The sequence below is a fragment of the Rubripirellula amarantea genome, assembly GCF_007859865.1.
GTDB classification, from domain to species: Bacteria; Planctomycetota; Planctomycetia; order Pirellulales; family Pirellulaceae; genus Rubripirellula; species Rubripirellula amarantea.
Genome location: NZ_SJPI01000001.1, coordinates 1,740,961 through 1,763,451 on the forward strand (window position 1 = coordinate 1,740,961; position 22,491 = coordinate 1,763,451).

Here is a 22,491-nt window from a genome sequence, read left to right on the forward strand (position 1 = left end):
ACTCGTTCCGATTCGAGCGAATCGAGAACCACCAAAGACCCTAGCGGTTTACGTTACGCTTACGGTTTCTATGACCAAACTCACTGAACGAGCGATCTTTCTGCAAGCGATCGAAGAGGAAAACCTCGACGATCGCTCGGCCTATTTGGACGACGCCTGCGGAGATGACGTCGTGTTGCGAGCCAGCGTGGAATCGCTATTGAAAGCTCATGAAGGGCCAGCCAAGCTACTCGATCAACCCATAGGACGCGGGCAAGGGATTGTCGGGATGGCTGCGACCGAGGTAGTTGAACCGATTGAGCATATTGGCATGAAGCTAGGCCCCTATCGGTTGATGGAGCAGATCGGAGAAGGTGGTTTTGGATTGGTTTTTGTCGCGCAACAAGACAAGCCAGTTGAGCGAAAGGTGGCACTGAAGCTAGTGAAACCAGGCTCGGGGTCCAAGGAGGTGATTGCCCGATTCGAAGCCGAGCGGCAAGCCGTCGCAATGATGAATCACCCCAACATCGCGCAAGTTTTTGATGCCGGCGTGACCGCCGACGCTCGTCCTTACTTTGTGATGGAACTAGTTCGAGGTCTACCGATCACCGAGTTTTGTGACAATCACGAACTTGACATTCAACAACGCTTAAGTTTGATGATCGACGTCTGCTCGGCCGTCCATCACGCGCATCAAAAGGGTGTCATTCACCGCGACATAAAGCCGTCTAATGTCATGGTCACGCTTCATGATGAAAAGCCAGTCGTAAAGGTGATCGACTTTGGAGTGGCCAAAGCAATTGGGCAAACGCTCACCGACAAGACGATTTACACGCGATTCTTTTCGATGATCGGTACGCCGCTATACATGAGTCCCGAGCAGGCCGAAATGAGCGGCCTCGATGTCGACACTCGCAGCGATATCTATTCGCTCGGTGTGCTGCTTTATGAACTGCTGGTCGGAACCACGCCCTTTGATCGCGAGCGACTGGATTCGGCCGGTTATGACGAACTGCGTCGGATTATCCGAGACGAAGATCCACCGCGGCCGAGTACGCGTTTGTCAACGCTTGGGGATACCTTGTCGACCGTTGCCACGACTCGTCGGGTTCAACCAACGCGTTTGGCGATGTCTATTCGTGGCGACTTGGATTGGATCGTGATGAAAGCTCTCGAGAAGGATCGAGGTCGCCGATACGAATCCGCAGCGGCGTTCGCGGCTGATATCAAACGTTTCCTTCAATCCCAACCAATTGATGCTCGCCCTCCATCGCGACTCTATCAATTTCAAAAGTTTTCGCGTCGCCATCGGGCTGCGATCATTACCGTATCCTTAGTGGGGATAACGATGCTGATCGGTACCGCCGCCAGTCTTTGGCAAATGAACGAAGCGATTGAACAACGAAACCAGAAAGAGCAAGCACTTCGTCAGGCCAACGAAGCGAAGCTAAAGATCGAACAGTTTTCCGAAAACATTACGCGAGCGAACTCGTTGATCGCTAGTGCTCAATCGCACGTCAACGCTGGCCGCATTGACGCTGCGAAACTGGATTATGACGACGCTGTTTTGCAGCAGCCGAACTATTTTCAGCCGTGGGTGGCTAGAGCTCAATTTCACACGGGCCGACAAGCATGGTCGGAAGCAGCACAGGACTATTCAGAGGCACTTTCTCTCGGTGCTCCCACGGATACATCTTCATGGTGGGGAACACCCACTTTGTTCTTATTGACAGGGGATGCGGATCAGCATCGCGAGATGTGTCAGCGGATGGACCGACAACTTCGTGAACTGGATGACAAGCCGGAATGGGAGCTACTTAGAGATGTGTCAGCATCAGGGAGCTACGAGTATTCCATTTCGCGGAAAGAATTGTCACGGTTGGTTGAAAGCTGGCTTGAGTACAACGAGCAGGCGGAAATGTTTCAGCGACACCGTCCACCACGTCCCGAGCCATTCGGACCCGAGCCATTCGGACCAGACTCGTTTAGTCCTGACTCGTTTAGTCCTGACTCGTTTGGTCCTGACCGAAGAGGCCCGGAACAGCGACGTCCGGATCAGCGACGTCCGGATCAGCAACGTCCGGAACGGCGGGGTGGCGGGCAAGCGAGACCACCGCTTCCGCGTGAAGTTTGCCTGTACATCGCAGGAATGACACATCTGCGATCCGAGAACTACGAACTGGCGATTGAGCGATTGACGGAAGCCCACGCTGACACCCGCTGGCCAGCACGCGATTTGACGTCCGCCCCCAGTGCGATCGCCTACGCAAAGCTTGGCAGGATTGAGGAAGCCGAAGCCGAGTTCGCGAAATCCCAGTCGGCGGTTGTACGTCCGTCTCGTAATGAATTCAACGACAACTTTCGACCCCCGAATTCGCCGTGGTTTGACATTGTTGAGATGAAAGTCATGCAAGCCGAAGCGGGACGTCTATTCGATTCGGCCGGTTCCTTCCGGCCGAACTAGTTCGTTACCAATCGTTCGAACAAACAACTAGCCTGACGCTTAGGAAAGAACGAATCAGACGATCACTCGGAAGTCCATATCGCGATATTGCTCATCGCCGCTTGCCAGTTGAACATCTAGAGAATCGCTTCCCGCAACGATGAATGCGTCCGTCGCTGCAAGGCGAACGGTATACGATCCCGATTGATCGAAGTCCGCAAAGGTGTAGTTCCCTTTGTCGTCGGTGATCTCAGTAGCAACAACAACCCCATCACTATCAAGCAGCTCAACCGTGACCCCGGCAAGACGTTCCCCTTGGTTCACCGGTTGGTCGGGACGACCGTTGGATGAATCTCGCGGTATTCGATTTTCCGGTTGCGATTGGCCATTCAATAGAGGCCCTCGTTGTTCTGGTTGCCTCTGTTGCCCCCGTTGCTCTAGTTGCTCTGGGCCAGGCTCAGTGGATCGCGTCGCACTTGCACCATCGGGACGCGTGGAAGTCGTTCGTGTTTGATCTGCCGCCAAAAGTTCAACGTCCGCATCGCTCACGAAACTAGATTCGGAGGCAATCAGAGCGTCACTAGAGAACGTGGAATCTGCCTGTACGGTAAGAACCGTTCCCGAGACTTCCGGAGCGAAGAAGAATACGTTTTCCTGCAGCGAGTTGATATTCGTGTTTCGCTCAATCACATCCGCTAGCGAAGTGTTTTCGATCTCTCGAATTTCTCTATCGCTAAGCACGTTTTCGTACCAAAAGCGATCACCATCACGCAAACGCTCGAATTGATCCGAGATAATCGTGGTCGCCGTCTCACCAAGCGATCCGTTTTCGGTGTGGTCTTCAGCAAGCAATCCTACCCACAAATCGATGTTGTCCACATCTCCGTAGAGTGACTCTAAGTTGGCTTGCACATCAGGGTCGCTGGAAATTTGATCGAACGATTCAACCGCGTCGAGTCCGTAAGCTACCCGAGTTGAGTTGTAGTCGGCCAACCCGTGATCGCGACCGCGTTGAATGTTCAGCGACACCAAATCTAAGCCGCCGGCGCCGGGAGGTCCGAACAGGAAGTTTCGCAGTCCATCGACGACTTGCAGATCGATCTCTTGGGAAAGCGTCGACGAAGCGTACTTCAGAAACGAGTCGATGCCGGTTTCCTCTAGTATTTGCGGTTGAAAGAATGCGTTTGCAAGTGCGATCGGTTCCGCGACGTCCTCGCCATCGTTGCCCACCAATCGGAACTCATCATTAAGCGTGGAGTGTCCAAAGCGGAATGCAGCGGTCGAAAACTCATTGGCGATTGATGGATCAACCGACGAATCGTAGCCGGTGTACTGCGACAAAGCGTCTTCACCCAGCAATGCGGGAAGGTACTCGTTGTAGGTGATGGACTGTATTTCAGCGATCACCGTTGCTCGAGCCGCCTGGAAGATATCTTCATCGGAAAGATCCGGATTCGCCGCTGAAATTTCATCAGCTAAACGGTTATGTTCGCGAACGAATAAAGCTTGCATCGACGTCAATACGACGTTCTCGGCGGCACGAATGTCACCCGCAAGAACGCCACCAATATCGTCAGTCGGCAACAATCCATCGTCGGTTAGCAACAATCGACCGCCGACAAACTCGCGAAGCGCATCCGATGTTTCTTGGTCGCTACCGTAGACCTGAGATCCATCGACCCAAGCGGTGATAGAGTTTACTTGTTCGGCCGGGTTATCCGTCGAGGTCCCGGTGCCTTCGGCGATAGCGGATCGCGTCAGACTGATCGTTTCCTCACCGGTCGAAAACGGATCGAACAAAGGATCGCCCAGCGGAACCGTGATATCAAACGACACCTCGTTTTCCTCGTCTGCTGGCTCAAGCGAAAGATCGATGTCGTGATCCAAGAACTGGCCCCACGCAAAAACGAAAGAAGTTAGGTTTCGTTCATTGGTGGTTCCTTCTGGATCAGCAGCGGAAAGTGTATTGCTGATCTCTCGGGCACTAGGGCGGTCGTCACCCGCGGGTTCGAAAATGCCGTCGGCATAATCGTTCTCGGCAACACGCAGCAAAGGGGTGTCAGCGGATCCCAAATCTGGGTTTTCGAGATTGTTGCCCGTACCATCGATAGAACGAACTTCGGTTGTTTCCGCAGAGGGTGTTTCATCGGTTGGCGACGGTGTTTCGTCCGTTGACGGGTCATCGGTTGGCAGGTCGGTCGGAAATTCGGTCGGGCGGTCGCCGGGGCGGTCGATGCGGTTCTGTTCACGACTAAGCCGATTGATAACCATCAATGCGTCAAGCGCCGAATCGCGTCCGTCATTGTTGACGTCCGTCATGCGGCCAGGACCGCGTTGCGACGTGGCTTGATCGTTGCGTGTCGCATCGTTGATGCTGTTGCCATCCAGACTCTGACGATTCATTTGGTTGATAATCGTCAACGCATCTAGCGCCGATACGACGCCATCTTCGTTAACGTCTTCCGGCATAATTTCATTGTGAAATAGATTGGCGGCAAGCAATTGGCGAGACTCAAGCGTTTCCGGCGTGAGCCTTCGTCGCTGCGATTTTCGCTTTTGGGACTTTGTTTTTTTACTTTTCTGAGATGAGTCTTGAGGGCATCCTGTCCAGCGATTCCAGAGCTTAGTCATGGTGTCACCTGTGAATTTGAAGAGTCGAGAGAAGAGAAGCCACCGGTACCACATGGGAAACGCACGGCACGGAGGCTCAGTTCATAGGTACGGAATCTTCCCGAAAACGTCACATTTGGGGCCGAGAATCGTCCTAAGAGAGTGAGGAGGTGAGTGTTGGTCGCTTTTTTTCTCCTGTTTCACGTTTCTAATGGCCCGGTAAACGTACCGATGACGCATAGGGTTAGTGAGAGAGGAAGTTCATTCCTGGGAGTGCAAAAGATCGCATTTTCCAGGGTTTTAGTAGTCACGGGCACAAACACTCGCACGCCCTATTCGCTAATCCTTGCGTGATTCCCCATGCGCGAGATCCCCAGCACTCAAAAGCCCCCAGCACTCAAATCTTCCAGCACTCAAGATCTCCAGCCCGCGTGCGTTTTAATTAAGGGACATTCCATGTCAGTCGATGCCACTGAAAAAAGTAGCTCAGTCGAGGAGATGATCGCACGCGTTCGCAGCGGAAGTGTGGAATCACTGGGGGATCTGTTGCAGGTGTACCAAAGTTACTTAGGTGTCCTTGCAACCACTCAAATTGACGGTCGACTTCGGCGACGAATGAGCGCTTCTGATTTGGTGCAAGAAACCATGCTCGCCGCTCACCGAGACTTCCACCAGTTTCGCGGAGGTAGCGAGGGTGAACTGGTGGCTTGGCTAAGGCAAGTGTTGAGCAATTGTCTTAGCCACGCCGTAGAAAGAAATATCTATGCCAAGAAGCGTGACATCCGTAGAGAGGTCGCGTTGGACACGATGGCGAAGAAGCTGGACGACAGCATGGCGAGGCTTTCCCATCTCGTCGCTGATAACGGTGCGTCCCCGAGCGAAGTGGTCCAGCATCGCGAATTGGCGACCGAGTTGTCCGATCAACTTGCTAAGCTAAAGGACAGCTATCGCGATGTGATCGTCTATCGGAACTTGCAGGGACTCTCGTTCGATGAAATCGCTCAACGGATGGAAATCAAGTCTGGGGCGGCGCGAATGTTGTGGTTGCGAGCGATTGCAAAGTTCAAGGATGTCTGCCAACTCAACGAGCAAGGGGATCTGTCATGATTTCATTGAGCAACGTTTCTGTGAGTAATCCAAATCGACCGCTGTTGTCAGGCGACGGATTCGCCAGTGAAGATGAACCAGCATGCATGCACGGTTTGACAGATGACCAAAAAGAGCAGCTGAGTGTTTTGCTTGAACAGTACATGCTCGCCATGGAAACCGGCTTGCCACCAACGGTCGAGAATCTTACGGCGTCGTGTCCGGAATTGTGCGAACCGCTTCGAGTCTGCGTCGGTGGCCTAGAAAGTCTGCACCGCATGGCCGGTGGGCAATCGACTCCATTTTCAATTCAAGATGAAATGGCCAACGAAGACCCAGAAAATCAACTGGGTGACTTTGTGCTTCATGAACCCATCGGTCGAGGCGGAATGGGAGTTGTCTATCGAGCCACCCAAAGGTCACTTCGCCGAACGGTAGCCATCAAGATACTGCCGCTCGCAGCCGTTTTGGATCCTCGTCAACTCACGCGGTTTCGTCACGAAGCCGAAGCAGCGGCCGGATTGCAGCACCCCAATATCGTGCCCGTGCATGCCATCGGTTGCGAGCGGGGCGTTCACTTTTATGCGATGCGCTATATCGATGGCGAATCGCTGGGGCAATGGATTGAGCGACAGGAATCGCAGTACAGCGATTGGCAGGAATTGGTTCGGTACGCGATCCAGGTTGCCGAGGGAATTCAGGCTGCTCATGAATTCGGCATCGTCCACCGCGATATCAAACCGTCGAACTTACTGCTCGACGGCCAAGGAAAAGTTTGGATCGCGGATTTCGGTCTGGCTCGAATTCAATCAGACGTGTCGCTCACCGGATCGCGAGATGTGGTGGGAACGATCCGCTACATGAGTCCCGAGCAAGCGTGCGGTGATTCGGCAATCGTTGATGGCCGCACCGATATCTACTCGCTTGCCGCAACACTGTACGAGTTGTTGACACTGCGTGCCGCACACGACAGCGACGATGCGGCAACGATCCTACGGCAAATGGATGAAGATTCGCATACTTCGATGCGGCACTTGCGTCCTGATTTGCCACGCGATCTAGAAACAGTTGTTGCCAAAGCAATGGCGCGGAAGCGTGATGACCGCTACGAAACAGCCAGTCACTTCGCCGATGACCTGCGACGGGTATTAACCGGCGAACCAACCATCGCTCGACCGCCCACGGCGATGGACAAGTTGGTTCGTTTAGCCGCAAATCACCGCTCGGCCGTCATGACGACGCTGCTCATTGGAGTCTTGGCACTCGCCGGATTCGCTATCGGAACGACGAAGCTGGCCGCCGAAAAACAAGTCTCCGATGCATTTGCGGCACAGTCCCAGCGAGACAAGGCGATCACGCGCGAGGCCGTGGATCGTTTAGGCGTTCAGATTTCTGAACTACTCGCTGACATCCCCGCCGCAAACTCGGTTCGGCATCGGTTGCTTTTGGAGACTTTGGAATACTACCAACAAATCGCAAAGAACTCAGAGAGCAACATCCCCAGCGAAGATCAGCAATTCGATCTCGCAATCACCTATGGCAAAATGGGAGTCTTTCAAGGTGAGCTTGGCCAAGCGACGCAAGCGATCAAGTCGCTGCAAGAATCAGAACGCATTTACGCTGCTCTGAGCCAACAGTCACCACGCGATGACAAGATCAATTTGCAGTGGTCAATCAGCCAAAATAATCTCGCCCAAAGATTGGCCCAATCCGGTGATCTGCAATCGGCTGGCCATTGGTTCGCCAAAGCGATAGAAACGCAAAATCGACTCGGCGCCAAAGTGGAACTGGCGCGAACGCTTAACAATCTTGGCGGCATGTTGGCCGATGCTGGTAGGATTGAAGAGTCCCAGGACGCATTCCAAAAATCTCTCGGCTTACTTTCTGATTCGGACCAGCACGCTTCGCTTCAAGCGACGATCGGTTCTAATTTGGCTGGGTTGCTTGCCAAGCATGATCCTATGCGAGCAACTCAGTTGGCCAAGAATTCGCTTGAGCAACAACTCGATTTATTGGAACGTGATCCAAGCGATCCCAAGCAAGCGACTCAAGTTATGTTAACGCTCAACACATTAGCTACTTCGTTAACTCAAGTTGCCGACCACCGTGGTGCCGTCGAATCACTCCAACAAGCGGTCCAGATTGGCCAACAACTTCGCACGCGTTGGCCCGACCAACCAACCTACCAACGCGACCTTGTGCTTAGCCTTAACCAACTGGGGCTTGCCCTTTCGGCAACCGGCGATCTGACTCAGGCCTGCCGAGTGCTTGACCAAGCCGTCCAGCATGGTCAATCGCTCAATCAAGCCTACGCCGCAGATGCGGAAGTTCAGAGCATGCTTGGCGGATTACTCAATAACTTGGCGTTTCTAAAACAGAGGCTTGGTGATCATCGGTCGGCGAAACGACTCTATGAAGATGCGATCAAACATCAGCAGGTCGCCATCGGGTTGGCTCCCCAGAGTCCGCTGTACCAAGCGTCGCTCAAAACACAGCAACACAACTTGAAGAAATTGCGAGGTGAATCATGAACGACAATCATGAACACCGAGTCCTTCGTATTGAATCGCTTGAGAGTCGATCGTTGTTGGCGGGGAATTTATTTGCCGGTGCAGAGTTCACCCGAGAATTGTTTGGCGACGATTATGAACCCGCGAGGGATGGTCGCGACCGAGATTCACATCGTTCCCAAGAGGTGAGAGTCGATCGATCTTCCCCGGAACGTTCGGCTTTCGATCGATCGAAGCAAAGTCGATCCAACGATGATCGCGCCGTCACTTCGAGAGTCGAATCGCGTTTAGAATTGGTCCAGGAAGTACAGACCCCGACGCAAGTCATCGTCTTCGTTCCTACGGTGCGCGATACGGTTGCGGTGAATCAATCCGCGAATGTCGGGTCGAGCGGTTTGGTCGCTTCGGTTGCCCCGGCGGATAATTCTGCCGTGGATGTCGCCCTGGTGTCGTTGTGGGATTCAAGCGCCGTTGATGCCATCGATGCCGACGAAGAGTCGTCAAATGCGATTGAACAAGCTGATCCAAGGATGTTGGGGGAAGTGTCGACGGACTCGCCGGTTGCGTCCTTTGCCGACCCTGCCGATCCCGACGTTTCGCTGGAAAGACCATGGTTTGCCGAAATTGGAATGGGTGGCATTGAACGAGCGATTGATGACGGACTGATTGAATTGTCGCCCTTTGAGTTGGACCTGGCGCTTCAGGATCTTAGTGGTCAAGGCAGAGAATCTTGGCAGGTCGATGCGATCACCGTTCCCCGAATAAGGTCGATGATTGAGCGCGCTGCGTTTCTGGAAATCGAATCAGCCGACTTGATGATGCAATCGTGGGATGCCCGTCCCGGCGGACTTATTGCGATCGACCGTGTCCTCTTGCCTCAGGCTACCTACTCACCCATCAACGGATTGCTTGACGTGCGACTTGAATCAACGCTAATGTTGCACCGATCGTTAGAACTGATGGCTAGTGGCGATGGTCAGCCTGTTTCGGACGTGGTCCTTGATGCGATCATGGCGTCGCTCAACGAAGTTGCCGAATCCGAAACGCAGCCTGTCACCAGTGTGAAGTCAACGCGTATTACCGCGATCGCATTCCCCGCCATCGCGGTTCTGACTGGCGTTGCGATGGCGGTGCGACGAAAGCACAAAGACAAACATCCGGCGACCTTCACCGAGGTCAAGCGTCATCGGTCTGTTACTTGAATGCCGATCACGAAATGATTCCATGATCCGCTGAGTATCTAGGTTGCGATGAACTTGCGTTTGTGCGGCTTAGAATTCGAAGCCAATCGTACCGGTACCGGTTGAGTTTCGGTTGAATTGAAATAGCGATCGTCGCCGGTTGTTTTACCAATGTATCCCTGCTTCCGCTTGCGAACCCGTTGCTTGTTGCTCACTGCCCACTGCCCACTATCCGTTGCCCACCGCTTGTTGCCTAATGACTCGATACATCCTTTTTACGCTCTCTGTTTTTCTGTTTTCCACCGTTCTATTAGCCGACGATTGGCCTGAATTTCTTGGCCCGCAAGGAACGGCCCGCAGCAATGAAATCGTGCCGGTATCTTGGAATGACAACACGGGTATCGCTTGGAAAGTTGATTTGCCTGGGTCGGGATCATCGAGCCCCATCATCGTTGGCGGTCGCGTAATCGTCACTTGCTACATCAAGGGCGACAATCCAAGCCGGCAAGTGCTTTGCTTTGACAAGACGACCGGCAATCAAGTTTGGGTCGTCGATTTTCCCATCGACTATCGCGAGGATGGATACCAGGGATATATCACCGAACACGGCTATGCAAGTAACACTCCGGTCAGCGATGGGGTGAACGTCTACGCCTTTCTCGGCAAAGGTGGTGTTCACTGCATTAGCCTCGATGGCGAAAAGAAGTGGAGTGTCGATGTGGGCAAAGACTCAAGCAATCGACGATGGGGTTCGGCGGCAAGTTTGGTTTTGTTCAATAACAGCGTGATCGTGAACGCGGCGGAAGAAGCGAAAGCGATTCTTGCTTTGGACAAGGCATCCGGCAAAGAACTTTGGCGTCAAGAAGCGGCGATGTTGGAACTGACCTACGGAACGCCACGGATTGTCGAGCTTGACAACGGCGAAAGCGAATTGGTGATTAGCGTTCCTGGAGAAATTTGGTCGATGAATCCCGTCACGGGAAAGCTGAAATGGTACGCCGAGTCTCCAATGACGGGTAACGTATCGCCATCAGTGATCGTGGATGGTGAAACGATTTATAGTTTCGGTGGATACCGCGCTTCAGGCAGCATCGCTGTCAAAGCGGGCGGCGATCAGGATGTCACGGACTCGAATGTCTCATGGACAAACCGATCAAGTTCCTACGTGGCCACACCACTGTTGCATGATGGCCGGTTCTATTGGATCGACGACCGGGGTATCGCTTATTGCACGTCAGCCAAAGATGGCGAAGTCATCTATCGCGAACGGGTTGATAATCTCGAAAATGGACGGCCCGTTTACGCTTCACCTGTTTTGATTGGCGACTACGTATACGTGGTCACGCGACATAGTGGCACTCTTGTTTATGCACCTGGCGACACGTTTGAACCAGTCTCGCAGAACGTGATTGCCGGCGACGACACTGATTTCAATGCCTCGCCGGCGGTCTCCGATGGCAAGTTGTATCTCCGCAGCGATCAGTCGCTTTACTGCATCGCGGACTAGGCAGCGTATTGCCTATTAGCCGTATTGCGTGGCTTGTTGACTAAGGACCGAAGATTACCCGGCCAACTCGGCCACCCGACCGCAACGACGAAGTTATGTTTTCGTCGAAGCGGTGCGAGTCCGTCCGGTGTATTCGCACCAGAGTGCTAACACTTGTGCTTTAAGCATTGCAAGAAAACTTATCGCCTAGCGCGAGAGAATCGTCCTTGGCTGATCGCGCGGCCTAGCGATGCAAACACTGTGTCGACTTGTTGGTGTCGATGGTGACTTCGTTTTCCGAACGAATGGCTCTCGGTTTCATTTTCCGTAAGGAATGAGTCAAACTCATCGAATGAAATGCCGCCATCGGAATTTACGTCTGCGGCAGAGACCTTTGTCCAAAACCGTTCGCTCACTTCCGATTCGACTAGCAGACCATCGGCGTCGGTGTCTTTCGTATCGAAGGATTCTTGTCGAGCGCTCGTGATGGATGTTTCAAGTTCCGCGAGTGTGACAAGACCATCGCTATCCACGTCGACTTCAAGATCGGTAAGCTTATTCCAAAGTCGTTCAGTTACCTCGTCTTCGGAAATGGATCCGCTGCTATCGGTATCAAAGCGTGTCAGGAATGCCTCGGCGTTGCCACCGAACAAACCTGCATGAAGTACGTTCGAGCCATGATGCCGACCACCGTCTTGGCAGTGCTCGTCTTCCGTAGTGTCGGTTTCGTCAGTGTCGGTTTCCTCATCCTCGGTTAGACCACCGTCATCGATTGGGTCAGTGGTCTCATCGTTTTCTTCGCCGGTGTCGTCGTCAGCATCCTCGTCGACACTATCATCCACTTCGTCGATTTCTTCGTCGATTTCACCATCGTTCTCGACATCGGTTTCCACGACAGGCGTTTCGGTGTCGTCTGCCTCATCCACCATGTCTACCGAATCCTCGGCATCACTGCCTTCGTCACCGTCTGCCAGCACGACATCGTCTTCGTCAATCGCGTCCGTCACTTCGGTGGTTTGGTCGGTCATTTCATCCGTTGTGTCGGGAGTCTCGACCGGGTCCACCGAGTCGTCGATTAACATGTCGGCGTCTTCGGTTGCGTCAAGTTCATCAACGGGATCATCGACGTCGGAAACCACTTCCGTGTCGACTTCAACGATCTCCATTTCATCAACTGAATCCGTGGCATCGGTTTCTGAGTCATCCGGAACCGTGATGGATGCCAATGTTTCGCTGCTGCTGTTGCTCATCGCGTTGATAACGGTCAAGGCATCCAGCGCGGTGATGGATCCGTCTCCGTTAACGTCACACAACCCAGTAGATTCGGATTCGCTAGCGTTATCTGTAGACGACGATCGCCCCAACTCGTTCACGATCATCAACGCATCGATGGCTGATGTGTTGTCGTCTCCATTGACATCGGTAGGGTTGGTGTAGTTGTAATCCAGCAGTTCGGCGTCTAAGCGGCCACCATAGCGATGCCAGCGTCCACCACGTCGCCAGCGGTTGCGAGGGAACGGATTGTCGTCCGTATCGCCGGGATCGGTGTCATCGTCGACTTCATCTGCATGGTCGGAATCATCGTCGGTATCGGTCGGTGTTTCGCCGACCGGTTCGTCCTCGCCGATTGGTTCATCCTCGACAGCGGGGTCGTCTTCAACGACGGGGTCTTCGACTTCCGATGCAGGTTCGATGTCGGCAGCGGCGTAGACGGATTGAATAGCCTCGACATCGACATCGCTGAGGCTGCTGAATGATTGGCCGGGCGAAACGAACGGAGCTAGTACGCTACCGATCGTGTCCGTGTGATCGAGGCCGAGTGAGTGACCGATTTCGTGAACGGCAACCCAAACGAGGTCAAAGGCACGGTTGCCCAAGGCATTTCCGACTTCCCATGACTCGGAAATATCGAATTGGATGTCCCCAGCGATGCGTGCCGGATTCACGTCGTCCGGGAAGTAGGCTTGCGCAAGCGTTCTCGCCGTACCGTCGATATTGACGAATGAAATGTCAATGGAATCACTCAGACCAGTTTGATTGGTCGGCGTGAAGGTGATATCAGCGGCGCTAGACCAAGCCGAAAATGCCGTTTCGATCGCAGCGTTCGTTTCGGCTTGCGTCAGTGAATCGGGCGAACCGGTGATTGAGTAGGTCAATTCGGCACTGCCCAGACCGGGCCCATCCCAACCAAAGCTGGCGGCAAGCACACGTCGAGTTTCGAGGGACTGGAGAAAAAGGCGACGTTTCTTGATTTGTCGTTGCTTCATTACGTTCTCGCGGGGGCGTTCGTGGCAGCGAATCCTCTCGTGCCACTGGGATTAGATTGGTATGGTCTTTGACGTTGAGTGCACCCAACGTCACGATCAAAACGAGTCAGTCGAGCGATTCAGTAGTGAGTTTGCTCGTAGAGTTAAGAGAGACCAATGTCGATTGCGACCCGGTGGACGCGATCATTGATTGACCTTCATTTTCGTAACGCTTGGAATCGCGTTTGGCGCGCAAGGCTGCGATCCGCGATTCTCGCTTGGCTCGCTTTTCCTCAGCATTGGCCAAACGTAGCGCCTGCAAGTCTTGTTGTTGCTGGTACTGTTCTTCGGCGGACTGTTGCAATTGTCGCTGACGTGCAGCGTAAAGCTGTTGCTGTTGTGCCCTGTACTGGCTTTGCATGACCAACGCCTGTTGTTGCTGATAGGCAAGTTGCCGTTGGTAGGCTAGTGAAGCCAGAGTGCTGCTGGGGGATGCTAGCGTTGTCCCCGTTTGACCAGGACTGCCGCCTCCCCGGCCTCCCCCTGAACATTGGGCAAAAGCGTCGCCCGATAGCAAGACAAATGCGGACATCGTTGTCGCGAGAACTAAACCATTCCTGAAGTGAGTCAACATGGACCATCTCCCAGTAAGAGCAGAAAAGACAGGACGTTGCGATGGTTCGCTTCGCCCCAGACTTTAAAGGGAGATTTTCAGAGGAGATTGTCACTGGCAATCAGACGATTGTGGAAAATCGTTACCAGCGGGGTTTAACGCTTCCAACGCCAAATGGCATAGAGCCAAATGACACTGAGTCGTCAAATGACGTCGAGCGAGTTTAGACTCGTGAAAGCCAGAGAGACTCGTAAGCCTCAAGTTGCACAGGTTGTTCAGTCGAGTACTGTTTGTCGCTCAGCGTATTTTCGAAGAACCTGGCTAGTCCCGCCGTTCGCAGCAGGTTGCCGTCGATTTGCTGCGGATGCTCAGAGAAATTGGCAACGACCAAAATGCGACTGCCCGCATGGATCCGAGCGAAGCAAAGCAGATGAGGGTTTCCCGTAGCGTAAAGCTGAATGTCCTGACCCGCGAACGCAGCAAGGTGCTTGCGTTTCTCGATCATCCGCTGGAGAGCTCGGAAGATTTGACGCCGAATCGAACGGTCCGCCAAAGCGTCATCCGCATCGAGCGTTTCTTTAAGGTCGTCGAGAAATTCCCAACGCATTTTAGGGCGATGCACCCATCGTGTGTCGCCCGCTTTGGCCGGGTCTTGAACGAATTCATAGTCGTTAAGCATGCCCCATTCTTCGCCCAGGTAAAGCAACGGGATCCCACCGATCGACAGGGTGACGCTTTGCAATAGCAGCATGCGCCGAACGGAAAGTTCGATCTCTCGGTTGTCTTGCAGTTCGATTGCTCGTTCCAGGCCTGCCAAAGAAGCAAGCGTTCCGGCAATCCGCATGTCGCCGGTTTCGTGGTTCTCTTGAAACGGAATGCCTCTCGCAAATGATCCTTCGAATTGGCCGGTATAGAACCGATTAAGGAACTGTCGATGCTCGTAGGCATTGATACCGATGTGGGCTGCGTCTGCGTCATCGAAGGTCCATCCGATATCGTCATGGCAACGCAAGTAGTTGACCCACGCCGTTTGCGGCGGAAGTTTGTGATAGCGAGACAACGACTGATAGAGCAGCGAAGTCTTGCGAGTTGCCAACGATTCCCACAACAACGCCATCAGCGTAGGGTTGTACGAAATCTGGCACTCCTCGGGCGACACGTATTTCAACACGTCCTCGGGATGGACGATGGCCTCGGACTTGAAGATTAAACCGGGAGTCGCGATTCGGGCTAGTCGATTGAAGGCCTGGATCAGTTGATGGGCTTCCGGCAAGTTCTCGCAGCTCGTCCCCATTTGTTTCCAGATGAACGCGACCGCGTCGAGTCGCAAGATGTCGACTCCCGTGTTTGCGATGAAGAACATCTCCTCCGCCATCGCTCGGAAGACGGCGGGGTTGCTGTAGTTCAGGTCCCATTGAAAACTGTTGAACGTTGTCCAAACCCACGCTTCGGACGCGTCGTGCCAAGTGAAACTGCCGCGACGGACCGTTGGGAAGATTTCACGTAGCGTCGCTTGATACTTGTCGGGAATCGTGCGGTCGGGATAGATGTAATAAAAGTCTTGGTATTCGATGTTGCCAGCTTGGGCGAGTTGGGCCCAGCGATGATCATCCGAGGTGTGATTGAACACAAAATCCAGCACCAGCAGAATGCCTTCCTCGTGCAATCGAGCGGCCAGTTCGGTCAAGTCTTCGATCGTGCCAAGTCGTGGATCGACGCTTCGATAATCACTAATCGCATACCCACCATCGCTGTCGCCGGGGCGAACTGCGAACAGCGGCATGAGGTGCAAGTAAGTTAGTCCAAGCTCTTTGAAGTAGCTGATCGAATCGGTCAGCTTATTCAGATTGCCGCTGAACAGATCCACGTACAACGCCCCGCCGACAATCTTCTCGCTATGGAACCATTCCGGATCATGTGACCTTCGGCGATCGGATTCGATCAGGTGTGAAGGTCGCTCAGCACTTGCCTTCGCGGCGGTGAGCAAGATTTGTTCGAGGTGGAAATAGAAGTCGTAACGACCGCCATAGAGTCCGCGCAACAACGCGAACAGCTCTGGCCAAAACTCATTGAGTCGTTTTGTAAAGGCCGTTTGCGCACTTTCATCGACCTCGAGTGCATCAAGGCACTCGGTCACATGAGGCATCAACCTGCGGAGAGTGAGGTCCGCTTCGTAGGCATCGCGAGATACAAAAGTGCGTCCACCGTCGGCAAGATCGAAAGGCGTTTCATTAGGCGTCAATCGAGTCATTGGGGATGCGAATATTCTCTAGAAAGTTGTAGTATTCGATGCCTTCGAGGACACCGCGAGCATGGGAGGTTTCGGCAAAATAAATGCGAGGTTTCCCTCTGAGTCGCTCGAGTTCGTTGTCGTGATTGGCCACTACGACACCCAATGTCCGCCCCATGATCATGCCAGCATCATTGCCGGAATCACCCGCAACCAGCATTTTTTCAGGGGAAAATCCCCATTTGTAAAGCAAATGCCGCATCGAGAAGTCGCTACCGCCTCGAACGGGAACGATATCAAGGTAAGCGTCTAGTGATATGATCACCCTAGCTCGCAATCCGGCCTCGCGCAGCTTTTTCTTGAGTTGCCCCACCGAAGGGGAAATCTCGGTATTGAGCAGATAGCTAATCTTGTATTCGGATTGGTGAATGTCGGATTGCAGTTCCAGCCCTGGTATTTGCTCACACATGGCACGTATTTGCTCGGGTTGCCAAGCGAAACCAATCTGTTTTCGCCAGCTCAAGTCCGGCGTCAGCGTAGGGCCGTAGTGAAGCTGAGTGCCCGCATCGGTGTCAATCACATCGGGACGCGGCAGGTTGAGTTCTTCGATCAACGCCATCGCTGAATCCAACCGCCGACCGGTCGCGATTCCAAAGCCGATGTGATCGTTGTTGGCGATCAAATCCGTGAAGTCTCGAAGCGCATCTTCATCACCCGTCAATGTGTTATCCAAATCAGTGACGATGATGCGATCAAACTGTGGCAAGCGTCGTTGTCTTGCGGTCAGAATCAAGGCCGGCACGGGAGATCGGCGAAGGATGTCGTCGAGATCGCGAATGTAACGACGGGCGTGGTTGTGCCAAGCGTAATGTTTTCGAGTTCCCGCGATGCCCGCTTGCGACCATGCCTTCCAGTTCTCTGGCTCGGTCAACACTCGCAACAATGCGTTCTCGATTTCGTGACCATCAAGCGGGTCTACCAGCAAACCGTTTTCGCAATTAGCGATAATGTCTCGTGGTCCTCCATCGTTAGTTGCAACGATGGGAAGGCCGGTGGCACCCGCTTCCAATAGCGTTAGACCAAACGGTTCAGTTAGAGCTGCGTTCACGAATACTCCGCCTAGCGATGTGGCATGGCGATACAGTTCGGGTACGTCGCTGGGTTGGTGCGTCTTGGGGTAGGCAACCTTGCCGTACAAATCGAAACGGTCAATCTGTTTCCATACATCATTGATGATCTTGGCCTGAGCTTTCGGCAAGTCATCTATGTCGTCGTGAGTGCCCATGATCAGCACTAGGTTAGCTAGCGATTGCAGTTCAGCGCTCTCGCCGTACACTTCGACCAGCTTGCACAGATTCTTCCGCTCGTCGGGCCTCGCCATTGCCAAGATCATCGGCTTGGCGGAATCGACTAAGAAACGGTTGATGGACTTGACGATTGCGGGCAGTTCAGCATCGCTCTGCGGTCCAGATGCGGCAGCGTCGGAATTGGGTGGCCAGAACTGTTCAAGGTCAACGCCGGGCGGGATGACTTCCATGCGATCAGGTGCATAGTGATCGTAAAGTTCGTACTGAAGCTCCACTTCTTGATTCGTACTGGTCACCACCATGGATGCTGTTTCTAACGCAAGTTCTTCAGCTTCGATGCGAGTTTGAAACTTATACTTCTTATCCATCGACGCGGCTTTTCCCTCGCCTTGGTCCGCGATCAACCGTTGACGTTTGACGCGTCCAAGTGAATGTCCCGTGAACACGAACGGAACGTGCAGTAGTCTCGCCAGTTGCGATCCCGCTTGACCGGCATCGGCATAGTGCGCATGAATCAGATCAGGGATGCCACTGCGCCGAAAATGGACGAGTGCTTGGTCGACAAACATTTCGAGGTACGGCCATAACGCTTCTTTGCGGATATAGCGTTTGGGACCAAATGGGATGCGTACGATCTTTGCATTCTCGGCGATCGGTTCTTCGACCTTCGCATAGTCTTCGTGGTAGCGAGGATCGATGATCTGCCGTGTCAGTAGTTCTACGCTTCCGATTTCGGGTTGCGCGGCAAGCTCGCGTGCCAATTCGATCACGTATTTGATCTGCCCACCCGTATCGACATCCTTGCCCAGCTCCAAATCGTGACCGCGGACGAGTCCGTGTAGTGAGATCAGGGAGACTTTCAGTGGGGTTTCGGCGTCAAATAGGCTCATTGGACTGGTGGGATTAGTTGGCTGCGTTAGGAACTTTGACCATGGACATCACTCATAATGAACGCCCGAGAATCAAAAACGTGAATCACCCAACCTAGCAGTTTGCGTACCGGCAGGGTGGGTCGATAATCTTGGTCCCCCGTAAATTGCTGGCTAACGGGCGATGAAGTGCCTTAGGCCGTCCAGCACACCACAAGTCGCCCGTCTTTCGGTGATCACTAGGTCTTCCGATTGCCCATGAAAGTCCGTAGCAGCCTTGATCAGTGAGTCAGCAGCATTGGCGACGACAATCGATCGGACACCCGAGGTCATTGCCGCGGTGTCGTTCCCCGAGTCACCGGCGAAAACGATCTGTCGCAGATCAAGACCACTTCGAAGTTGCCACCAATGAAGCGCGAAGGCCTTGTTAACGCCAACGGGTAACAAGTCCAGCAATCCGCGTGAATCAATAGGATCCACACTGATCACCATTTGAACGGGAACATCGTGATCCAAAATCCACCGTCGTGTTCTATCTTCGACCTCTTGGATCCGTTGGCCGTCAAAGTAAAAACTACACTTCGCATGGGTCTGACGTGATGAGTCTTGTAACTCCAGCGGCAAACCCGCAGTTTCGACACTTTCGCAAATCTTGGTGTGAGACCAATCGCGAAGCTTCTCGGTCATGGCTGCTTCGTAGACCGAACTGATACGAAAGTCCCGATCGCTCGTGCGTTCCATCAAGCAGGACCCGACGTCGCATAAAATCGCGTCCGGCGAAGGCAATTGGAATGCTTCGATCGCATTCTGGGTCAATGAGAACGAACGACCGGTTACGAACAACAGCTTCAATCCAGATTCTTGAATCAAGCTTGAGAGTTCTTGAAGAGCCTCGACTTCAGAAGGTTCGTCCAGGTTGGGAATCAACGTGCCGTCCAGGTCAGTCGCGAGCGCGGCGATGGGAAGGTTCATGAGTTTCTTACTAAGGAAGCGTAGGAACGAGATGAGTTGCTGCTAGCCCCACTTGAGAACAAACAGGCTGGGAATCCGTGACGAAGAAGCGTGAGACGATGTTCCGCTGAGAAGTTAAACATCTTCCAGCACGCATTGCTAGGATAGCTTCGCCTGCAACCTGCAACCTGCAACCTGCATGCGGACACGCAATCCTGTTTGGCAAGAATCCGAAGCCCGCAACTCAAACCCGGCAACTCAAATCTGGTGGTTTTATCGTGTAAACTGAACCGACTTTGCTTCTCTGCTTTTCTTTTAGCCACCCTTTTTCTTTTAACCACACCTTCTCTTTTAGCCACACTGGGGATCAACAATGTTATCTCTCAACGCCTACGGGACGATCGTTCCACGCATACTCACCGAAGTGAAAATTACTGAGACTTGTGCTGGCCTTTGGGTTCGACTTGTCGTTCCCGCTATTGTCTTTTGCGTCAGCGCAAGTCTATCGACGATCGTTGTTGCGCAATCACCACCTGAACCACCCGAAGGTTACCGTTGGGTGAAGAACGAGGCATTCAGCGATGAGTTCAATGGAACAGATTTGGATTCGAGCAAGTGGCATGATCACAATCCTCGCTGGAAAGGTCGTGTGCCGGGCAAGTTCGTGCCGTCCTCCGTCAGCGTCAAGGATGGTTTCCTGCAAATCAAGAGCACGGTTCTGGATCCTCCTGATGGCGAATTCACGATCGCTTGCGGTGCCATTCAATCGAAGTCACAAGATGCACTGTATGGGTACTACGAATGTCGGATGAAAGCATCCAGCATTTCCACATCGTCTACGTTTTGGTTGACGAACACTCCCGTTGCAATTCCGGGCGGAACTCTGGGATTGGAATTGGACATTCAAGAATGCATTGGTAATGCGCAGCGATGGCCGAGTTTCAAGAGCGAGATGAAATCCAACACTCACATTAATTTTCGACCTGACAACAAAGACGAAGAAAAGAAAGAAGCCAAGAAAGGTGGCAGTACGAAGTTGCGATCAAACGTGGGTGACGAATTTCACACCTACGGATGTTGGTGGGTCAACGCAAACGAAATGAAGTTCTACGCGGATGGCGTGTACGCGTTCACGATCACGCCGTCCACGGATATCGTGCCTCACCCGTTCGAACACCCCCTGTTCATGAACTTGGTATGTGAAACGTACGCTTGGGAAACGCCACCGACTGCGGACGATCTTGCCGATGATTCTCGAAACACGACCTACTACGATTACGTTCGCTCGTACAAACTAGTCAAGGCGGAACCGACTAACTGACACCAGCATTCACTACCTATGTAAAGCTAACCATCCACGATGCCCACTCAAGATAAATCGTTCCACGTCGTCATCGTTGGAGGTGGCTTTGCAGGGATCAATGCTGCAAAGGCGCTCGGCAACAATCCACACTGTCGAGTGACGATTATTGATCGCCGGAACCACCATCTCTTTCAGCCTTTGCTTTACCAAGTTGCGATGGCGGGACTAGATCCGTCGGACATCGCGTCACCCATTCGTTCGATGCTCAATCGCTACGACAACATTTCAACGCTGCTTTCGACGGTGACCGATGTGGATGTTGTGGGGAGAAACGTCACGACCGACTTTGGCGAGATCGCTTTCGATTACCTCGTAGTCGCCTGTGGAGCGACACACGATTACTTTGGCAACGATCAATGGGAAGACTTCGCACCAGGCCTGAAGAATATCCCTCAGGCTACTGAGATCCGTCGCCGTGTGTTGACTGCGTTCGAAGCCGCCGAGCGAACCAACGATCCCGATGAGCAAAAGCGATGGTTGACATTCGTGCTTGTCGGCGGCGGTCCAACCGGTGTAGAGCTTGCCGGGGCAATCGCAGAGATGGCACGTAATACGCTCAAGCGAGACTTCCGCACCATCGACGCTACCCACGCAAAGGTCATTTTGATTCAGGGCGGCGATCGTATTTTGAAACAGTTTCCGGAATCGCTTTCAGGCTACGGAAAGAAGGCACTCGAGAATTTGGGAGTCGAAGTGCGTTTGGGTGGACGGGTTACTGATATCAACGAAAACGGTGTTAGTGTTGGCGATCAGTTTATCGAAGCTCGAACGGTGATCTGGGCGGCGGGCGTGAAGGCAAATCCGATCGGCAAGCAACTGGGTGCCGAAACGGATCACGCAGGTCGGGTCCTTGTCAATGAAGATTTAAGCATCCCAGGTCACGACAACATTTTTGTGATTGGCGACCTTGCTGCGGTCAAGAATCGCGAGGGCAACTTTTTGCCTGGATTAGCGCCGGTGGCCATGCAGCAAGGTCGATATGTGGGACGCCTTATTAGCGACGATACCAGTGAAGGTGTGTTTGACGAACGACGACCGTTTCACTATCGCGACAAAGGCCAAATGGCCACGATCGGACGAGGTCGAGCAGTGATGCAGAGTGGCAAGATCAAACTAACGGGTTCGTTAGCATGGTTGGGATGGTTGTTCATCCATATCGTTTACCTCAACGGATTTCGAAACCGATTCTTTGTTTTCATGTCCTGGGCGTGGTCCTATTTGACGTTCTCGAAAGGGGCTCGTTTGATTGTGGCGAAACAATGGAAGAATTCACAAGAAGAAGTAGCCACCGGCACCCTGAGCCAACATGACTGAATTCAACGACAATCGCGTGAACCAACCAAGTCGTGATCCCGGCCCGGTTGCAGCCAATACGGCCAACAATGATCGATGCGCCCAAGGTGAAAACCAAGGCACGCATCGGCCCAATCAAATCACTGCTCAATCACGCGCGAGCGATGACTCGATTGACGAGAACAGTGGCGCGTTCGGTTGCGGTGTGTGCGTGGTTTGTGGGGGACGAACCCTTATCGAAATTCGCGGGAAGCTACAATGCTCTCGATGTCACACCATTTGCGAAACGTGCTGCGAAGGCGGACGCGGCTAACCGCAACGCTG

The 22,491-nt window shown here is 53.2% G+C and carries 14 protein-coding genes; 8 read left to right on the forward strand and 6 right to left on the reverse strand.

Translation table 11 applies throughout. The annotated features are described in order from the left end of the window. The first annotated feature begins 70 nt into the window (after positions 1-70). Positions 71-2,443, forward strand: coding sequence for a serine/threonine protein kinase (locus tag Pla22_RS06290; RefSeq protein ID WP_146513856.1), 2,373 nt, complete (start codon positions 71-73; stop codon positions 2,441-2,443). 54 nt (positions 2,444-2,497) lie between these two features. On the opposite strand, the gene Pla22_RS06295 is transcribed toward Pla22_RS06290, so the two are convergent. Then, positions 2,498-5,053 carry a peroxidase family protein gene (locus Pla22_RS06295; protein WP_207310306.1) on the reverse strand — a complete coding sequence of 852 codons (2,556 nt, stop codon included), beginning with the start codon at positions 5,051-5,053 and terminating at the stop codon, positions 2,498-2,500. A gap of 435 nt (positions 5,054-5,488) precedes the next feature. Between Pla22_RS06295 and Pla22_RS06300 the strand changes: the two genes are divergently transcribed. From Pla22_RS06300 to Pla22_RS06315, 4 genes are all read left to right on the forward strand, one after another. Continuing rightward, the gene (locus Pla22_RS06300) at positions 5,489-6,139 is read left to right on the forward strand and encodes a sigma-70 family RNA polymerase sigma factor (RefSeq protein WP_146513857.1); all 651 of its coding nucleotides are present in this window, start codon (positions 5,489-5,491) and stop codon (positions 6,137-6,139) included. Positions 6,140-6,159: 20 nt separating this feature from the next. Further along, positions 6,160-8,649, forward strand: coding sequence for a serine/threonine-protein kinase (locus tag Pla22_RS06305; protein ID WP_242631832.1), 2,490 nt, complete (start codon positions 6,160-6,162; stop codon positions 8,647-8,649). Continuing rightward, positions 8,646-9,830 (forward strand): hypothetical protein, encoded by a 1,185-nt coding sequence (locus Pla22_RS06310; protein WP_146513859.1) that lies wholly within the window; start codon positions 8,646-8,648, stop codon positions 9,828-9,830. Before Pla22_RS06305 ends, Pla22_RS06310 begins: the two co-directional genes overlap by 4 nt. 235 nt (positions 9,831-10,065) lie before the next feature. Beyond that, complete coding sequence (locus Pla22_RS06315; protein ID WP_146513860.1) at positions 10,066-11,316, forward strand: outer membrane protein assembly factor BamB family protein; 1,251 nt, start codon at positions 10,066-10,068, stop codon at positions 11,314-11,316. 179 nt (positions 11,317-11,495) lie between these two features. On the opposite strand, the gene Pla22_RS06320 is transcribed toward Pla22_RS06315, so the two are convergent. The 5 genes from Pla22_RS06320 to Pla22_RS06340 all read right to left on the reverse strand — a co-directional run bounded on the left by Pla22_RS06320 (position 11,496) and on the right by Pla22_RS06340 (position 19,532). Continuing rightward, positions 11,496-13,562 carry a matrixin family metalloprotease gene (locus Pla22_RS06320; protein ID WP_146513861.1) on the reverse strand — a complete coding sequence of 689 codons (2,067 nt, stop codon included), beginning with the start codon at positions 13,560-13,562 and terminating at the stop codon, positions 11,496-11,498. A gap of 106 nt (positions 13,563-13,668) precedes the next feature. After that, the gene (locus Pla22_RS06325) at positions 13,669-14,175 is read right to left on the reverse strand and encodes a hypothetical protein (protein ID WP_146513862.1); all 507 of its coding nucleotides are present in this window, start codon (positions 14,173-14,175) and stop codon (positions 13,669-13,671) included. A gap of 202 nt (positions 14,176-14,377) precedes the next feature. Further along, entirely contained in the window at positions 14,378-16,405 is a 2,028-nt protein-coding gene (locus Pla22_RS06330; RefSeq protein WP_242631833.1) for an amylosucrase, read from the reverse strand. Beyond that, positions 16,386-18,581 carry an HAD family hydrolase gene (locus Pla22_RS06335; RefSeq protein WP_146513863.1) on the reverse strand — a complete coding sequence of 732 codons (2,196 nt, stop codon included), beginning with the start codon at positions 18,579-18,581 and terminating at the stop codon, positions 16,386-16,388. The genes Pla22_RS06330 and Pla22_RS06335 overlap by 20 nt, the downstream gene beginning before the upstream one ends. A 153-nt stretch (positions 18,582-18,734) precedes the next feature. Beyond that, positions 18,735-19,532, reverse strand: a complete 798-nt coding sequence (locus tag Pla22_RS06340) for an HAD-IIB family hydrolase (protein ID WP_146513864.1) — start codon at positions 19,530-19,532, stop codon at positions 18,735-18,737. Positions 19,533-19,884: 352 nt separating this feature from the next. On the opposite strand from Pla22_RS06340, the gene Pla22_RS06345 reads away from it, so the two are divergent. Genes Pla22_RS06345 through Pla22_RS25485 form a run of 3 tightly spaced genes read left to right on the forward strand, consistent with a single transcriptional unit; the run spans position 19,885 to position 22,480 of the window. Beyond that, positions 19,885-20,832, forward strand: coding sequence for a family 16 glycosylhydrolase (locus Pla22_RS06345; RefSeq protein ID WP_146513865.1), 948 nt, complete (start codon positions 19,885-19,887; stop codon positions 20,830-20,832). Between the two features lie 39 nt (positions 20,833-20,871). After that, the gene (locus Pla22_RS06350) at positions 20,872-22,188 is read left to right on the forward strand and encodes an NAD(P)/FAD-dependent oxidoreductase (protein ID WP_146513866.1); all 1,317 of its coding nucleotides are present in this window, start codon (positions 20,872-20,874) and stop codon (positions 22,186-22,188) included. Then, a complete protein-coding gene (locus tag Pla22_RS25485) occupies positions 22,181-22,480 on the forward strand; it encodes a hypothetical protein (protein ID WP_146513867.1) in 300 nt (99 codons plus the stop codon). The genes Pla22_RS06350 and Pla22_RS25485 overlap by 8 nt, the downstream gene beginning before the upstream one ends. The last annotated feature ends 11 nt before the right edge of the window (positions 22,481-22,491 follow it).

Bases quoted from the DNA above. Each gene is read 5' to 3' on its own strand.
- Pla22_RS06290 (WP_146513856.1), top strand. From the start codon at position 71: ATGACCAAACTCACTGAACGAGCGATCTTTCTGCAAGCGATCGAAGAG.
- Pla22_RS06295 (WP_207310306.1), bottom strand. From the start codon at position 5,053: ATGACTAAGCTCTGGAATCGCTGGACAGGATGCCCTCAAGACTCATCT.
- Pla22_RS06300 (WP_146513857.1), top strand. From the start codon at position 5,489: ATGTCAGTCGATGCCACTGAAAAAAGTAGCTCAGTCGAGGAGATGATC.
- Pla22_RS06310 (WP_146513859.1), top strand. From the start codon at position 8,646: ATGAACGACAATCATGAACACCGAGTCCTTCGTATTGAATCGCTTGAG.
- Pla22_RS06315 (WP_146513860.1), top strand. From the start codon at position 10,066: ATGACTCGATACATCCTTTTTACGCTCTCTGTTTTTCTGTTTTCCACC.
- Pla22_RS06320 (WP_146513861.1), bottom strand. From the start codon at position 13,562: ATGAAGCAACGACAAATCAAGAAACGTCGCCTTTTTCTCCAGTCCCTC.
- Pla22_RS06325 (WP_146513862.1), bottom strand. From the start codon at position 14,175: ATGTTGACTCACTTCAGGAATGGTTTAGTTCTCGCGACAACGATGTCC.
- Pla22_RS06330 (WP_242631833.1), bottom strand. From the start codon at position 16,405: ATGACTCGATTGACGCCTAATGAAACGCCTTTCGATCTTGCCGACGGT.
- Pla22_RS06335 (WP_146513863.1), bottom strand. From the start codon at position 18,581: ATGAGCCTATTTGACGCCGAAACCCCACTGAAAGTCTCCCTGATCTCA.
- Pla22_RS06340 (WP_146513864.1), bottom strand. From the start codon at position 19,532: ATGAACCTTCCCATCGCCGCGCTCGCGACTGACCTGGACGGCACGTTG.
- Pla22_RS06345 (WP_146513865.1), top strand. From the start codon at position 19,885: ATGTTATCTCTCAACGCCTACGGGACGATCGTTCCACGCATACTCACC.
- Pla22_RS06350 (WP_146513866.1), top strand. From the start codon at position 20,872: ATGCCCACTCAAGATAAATCGTTCCACGTCGTCATCGTTGGAGGTGGC.
- Pla22_RS25485 (WP_146513867.1), top strand. From the start codon at position 22,181: ATGACTGAATTCAACGACAATCGCGTGAACCAACCAAGTCGTGATCCC.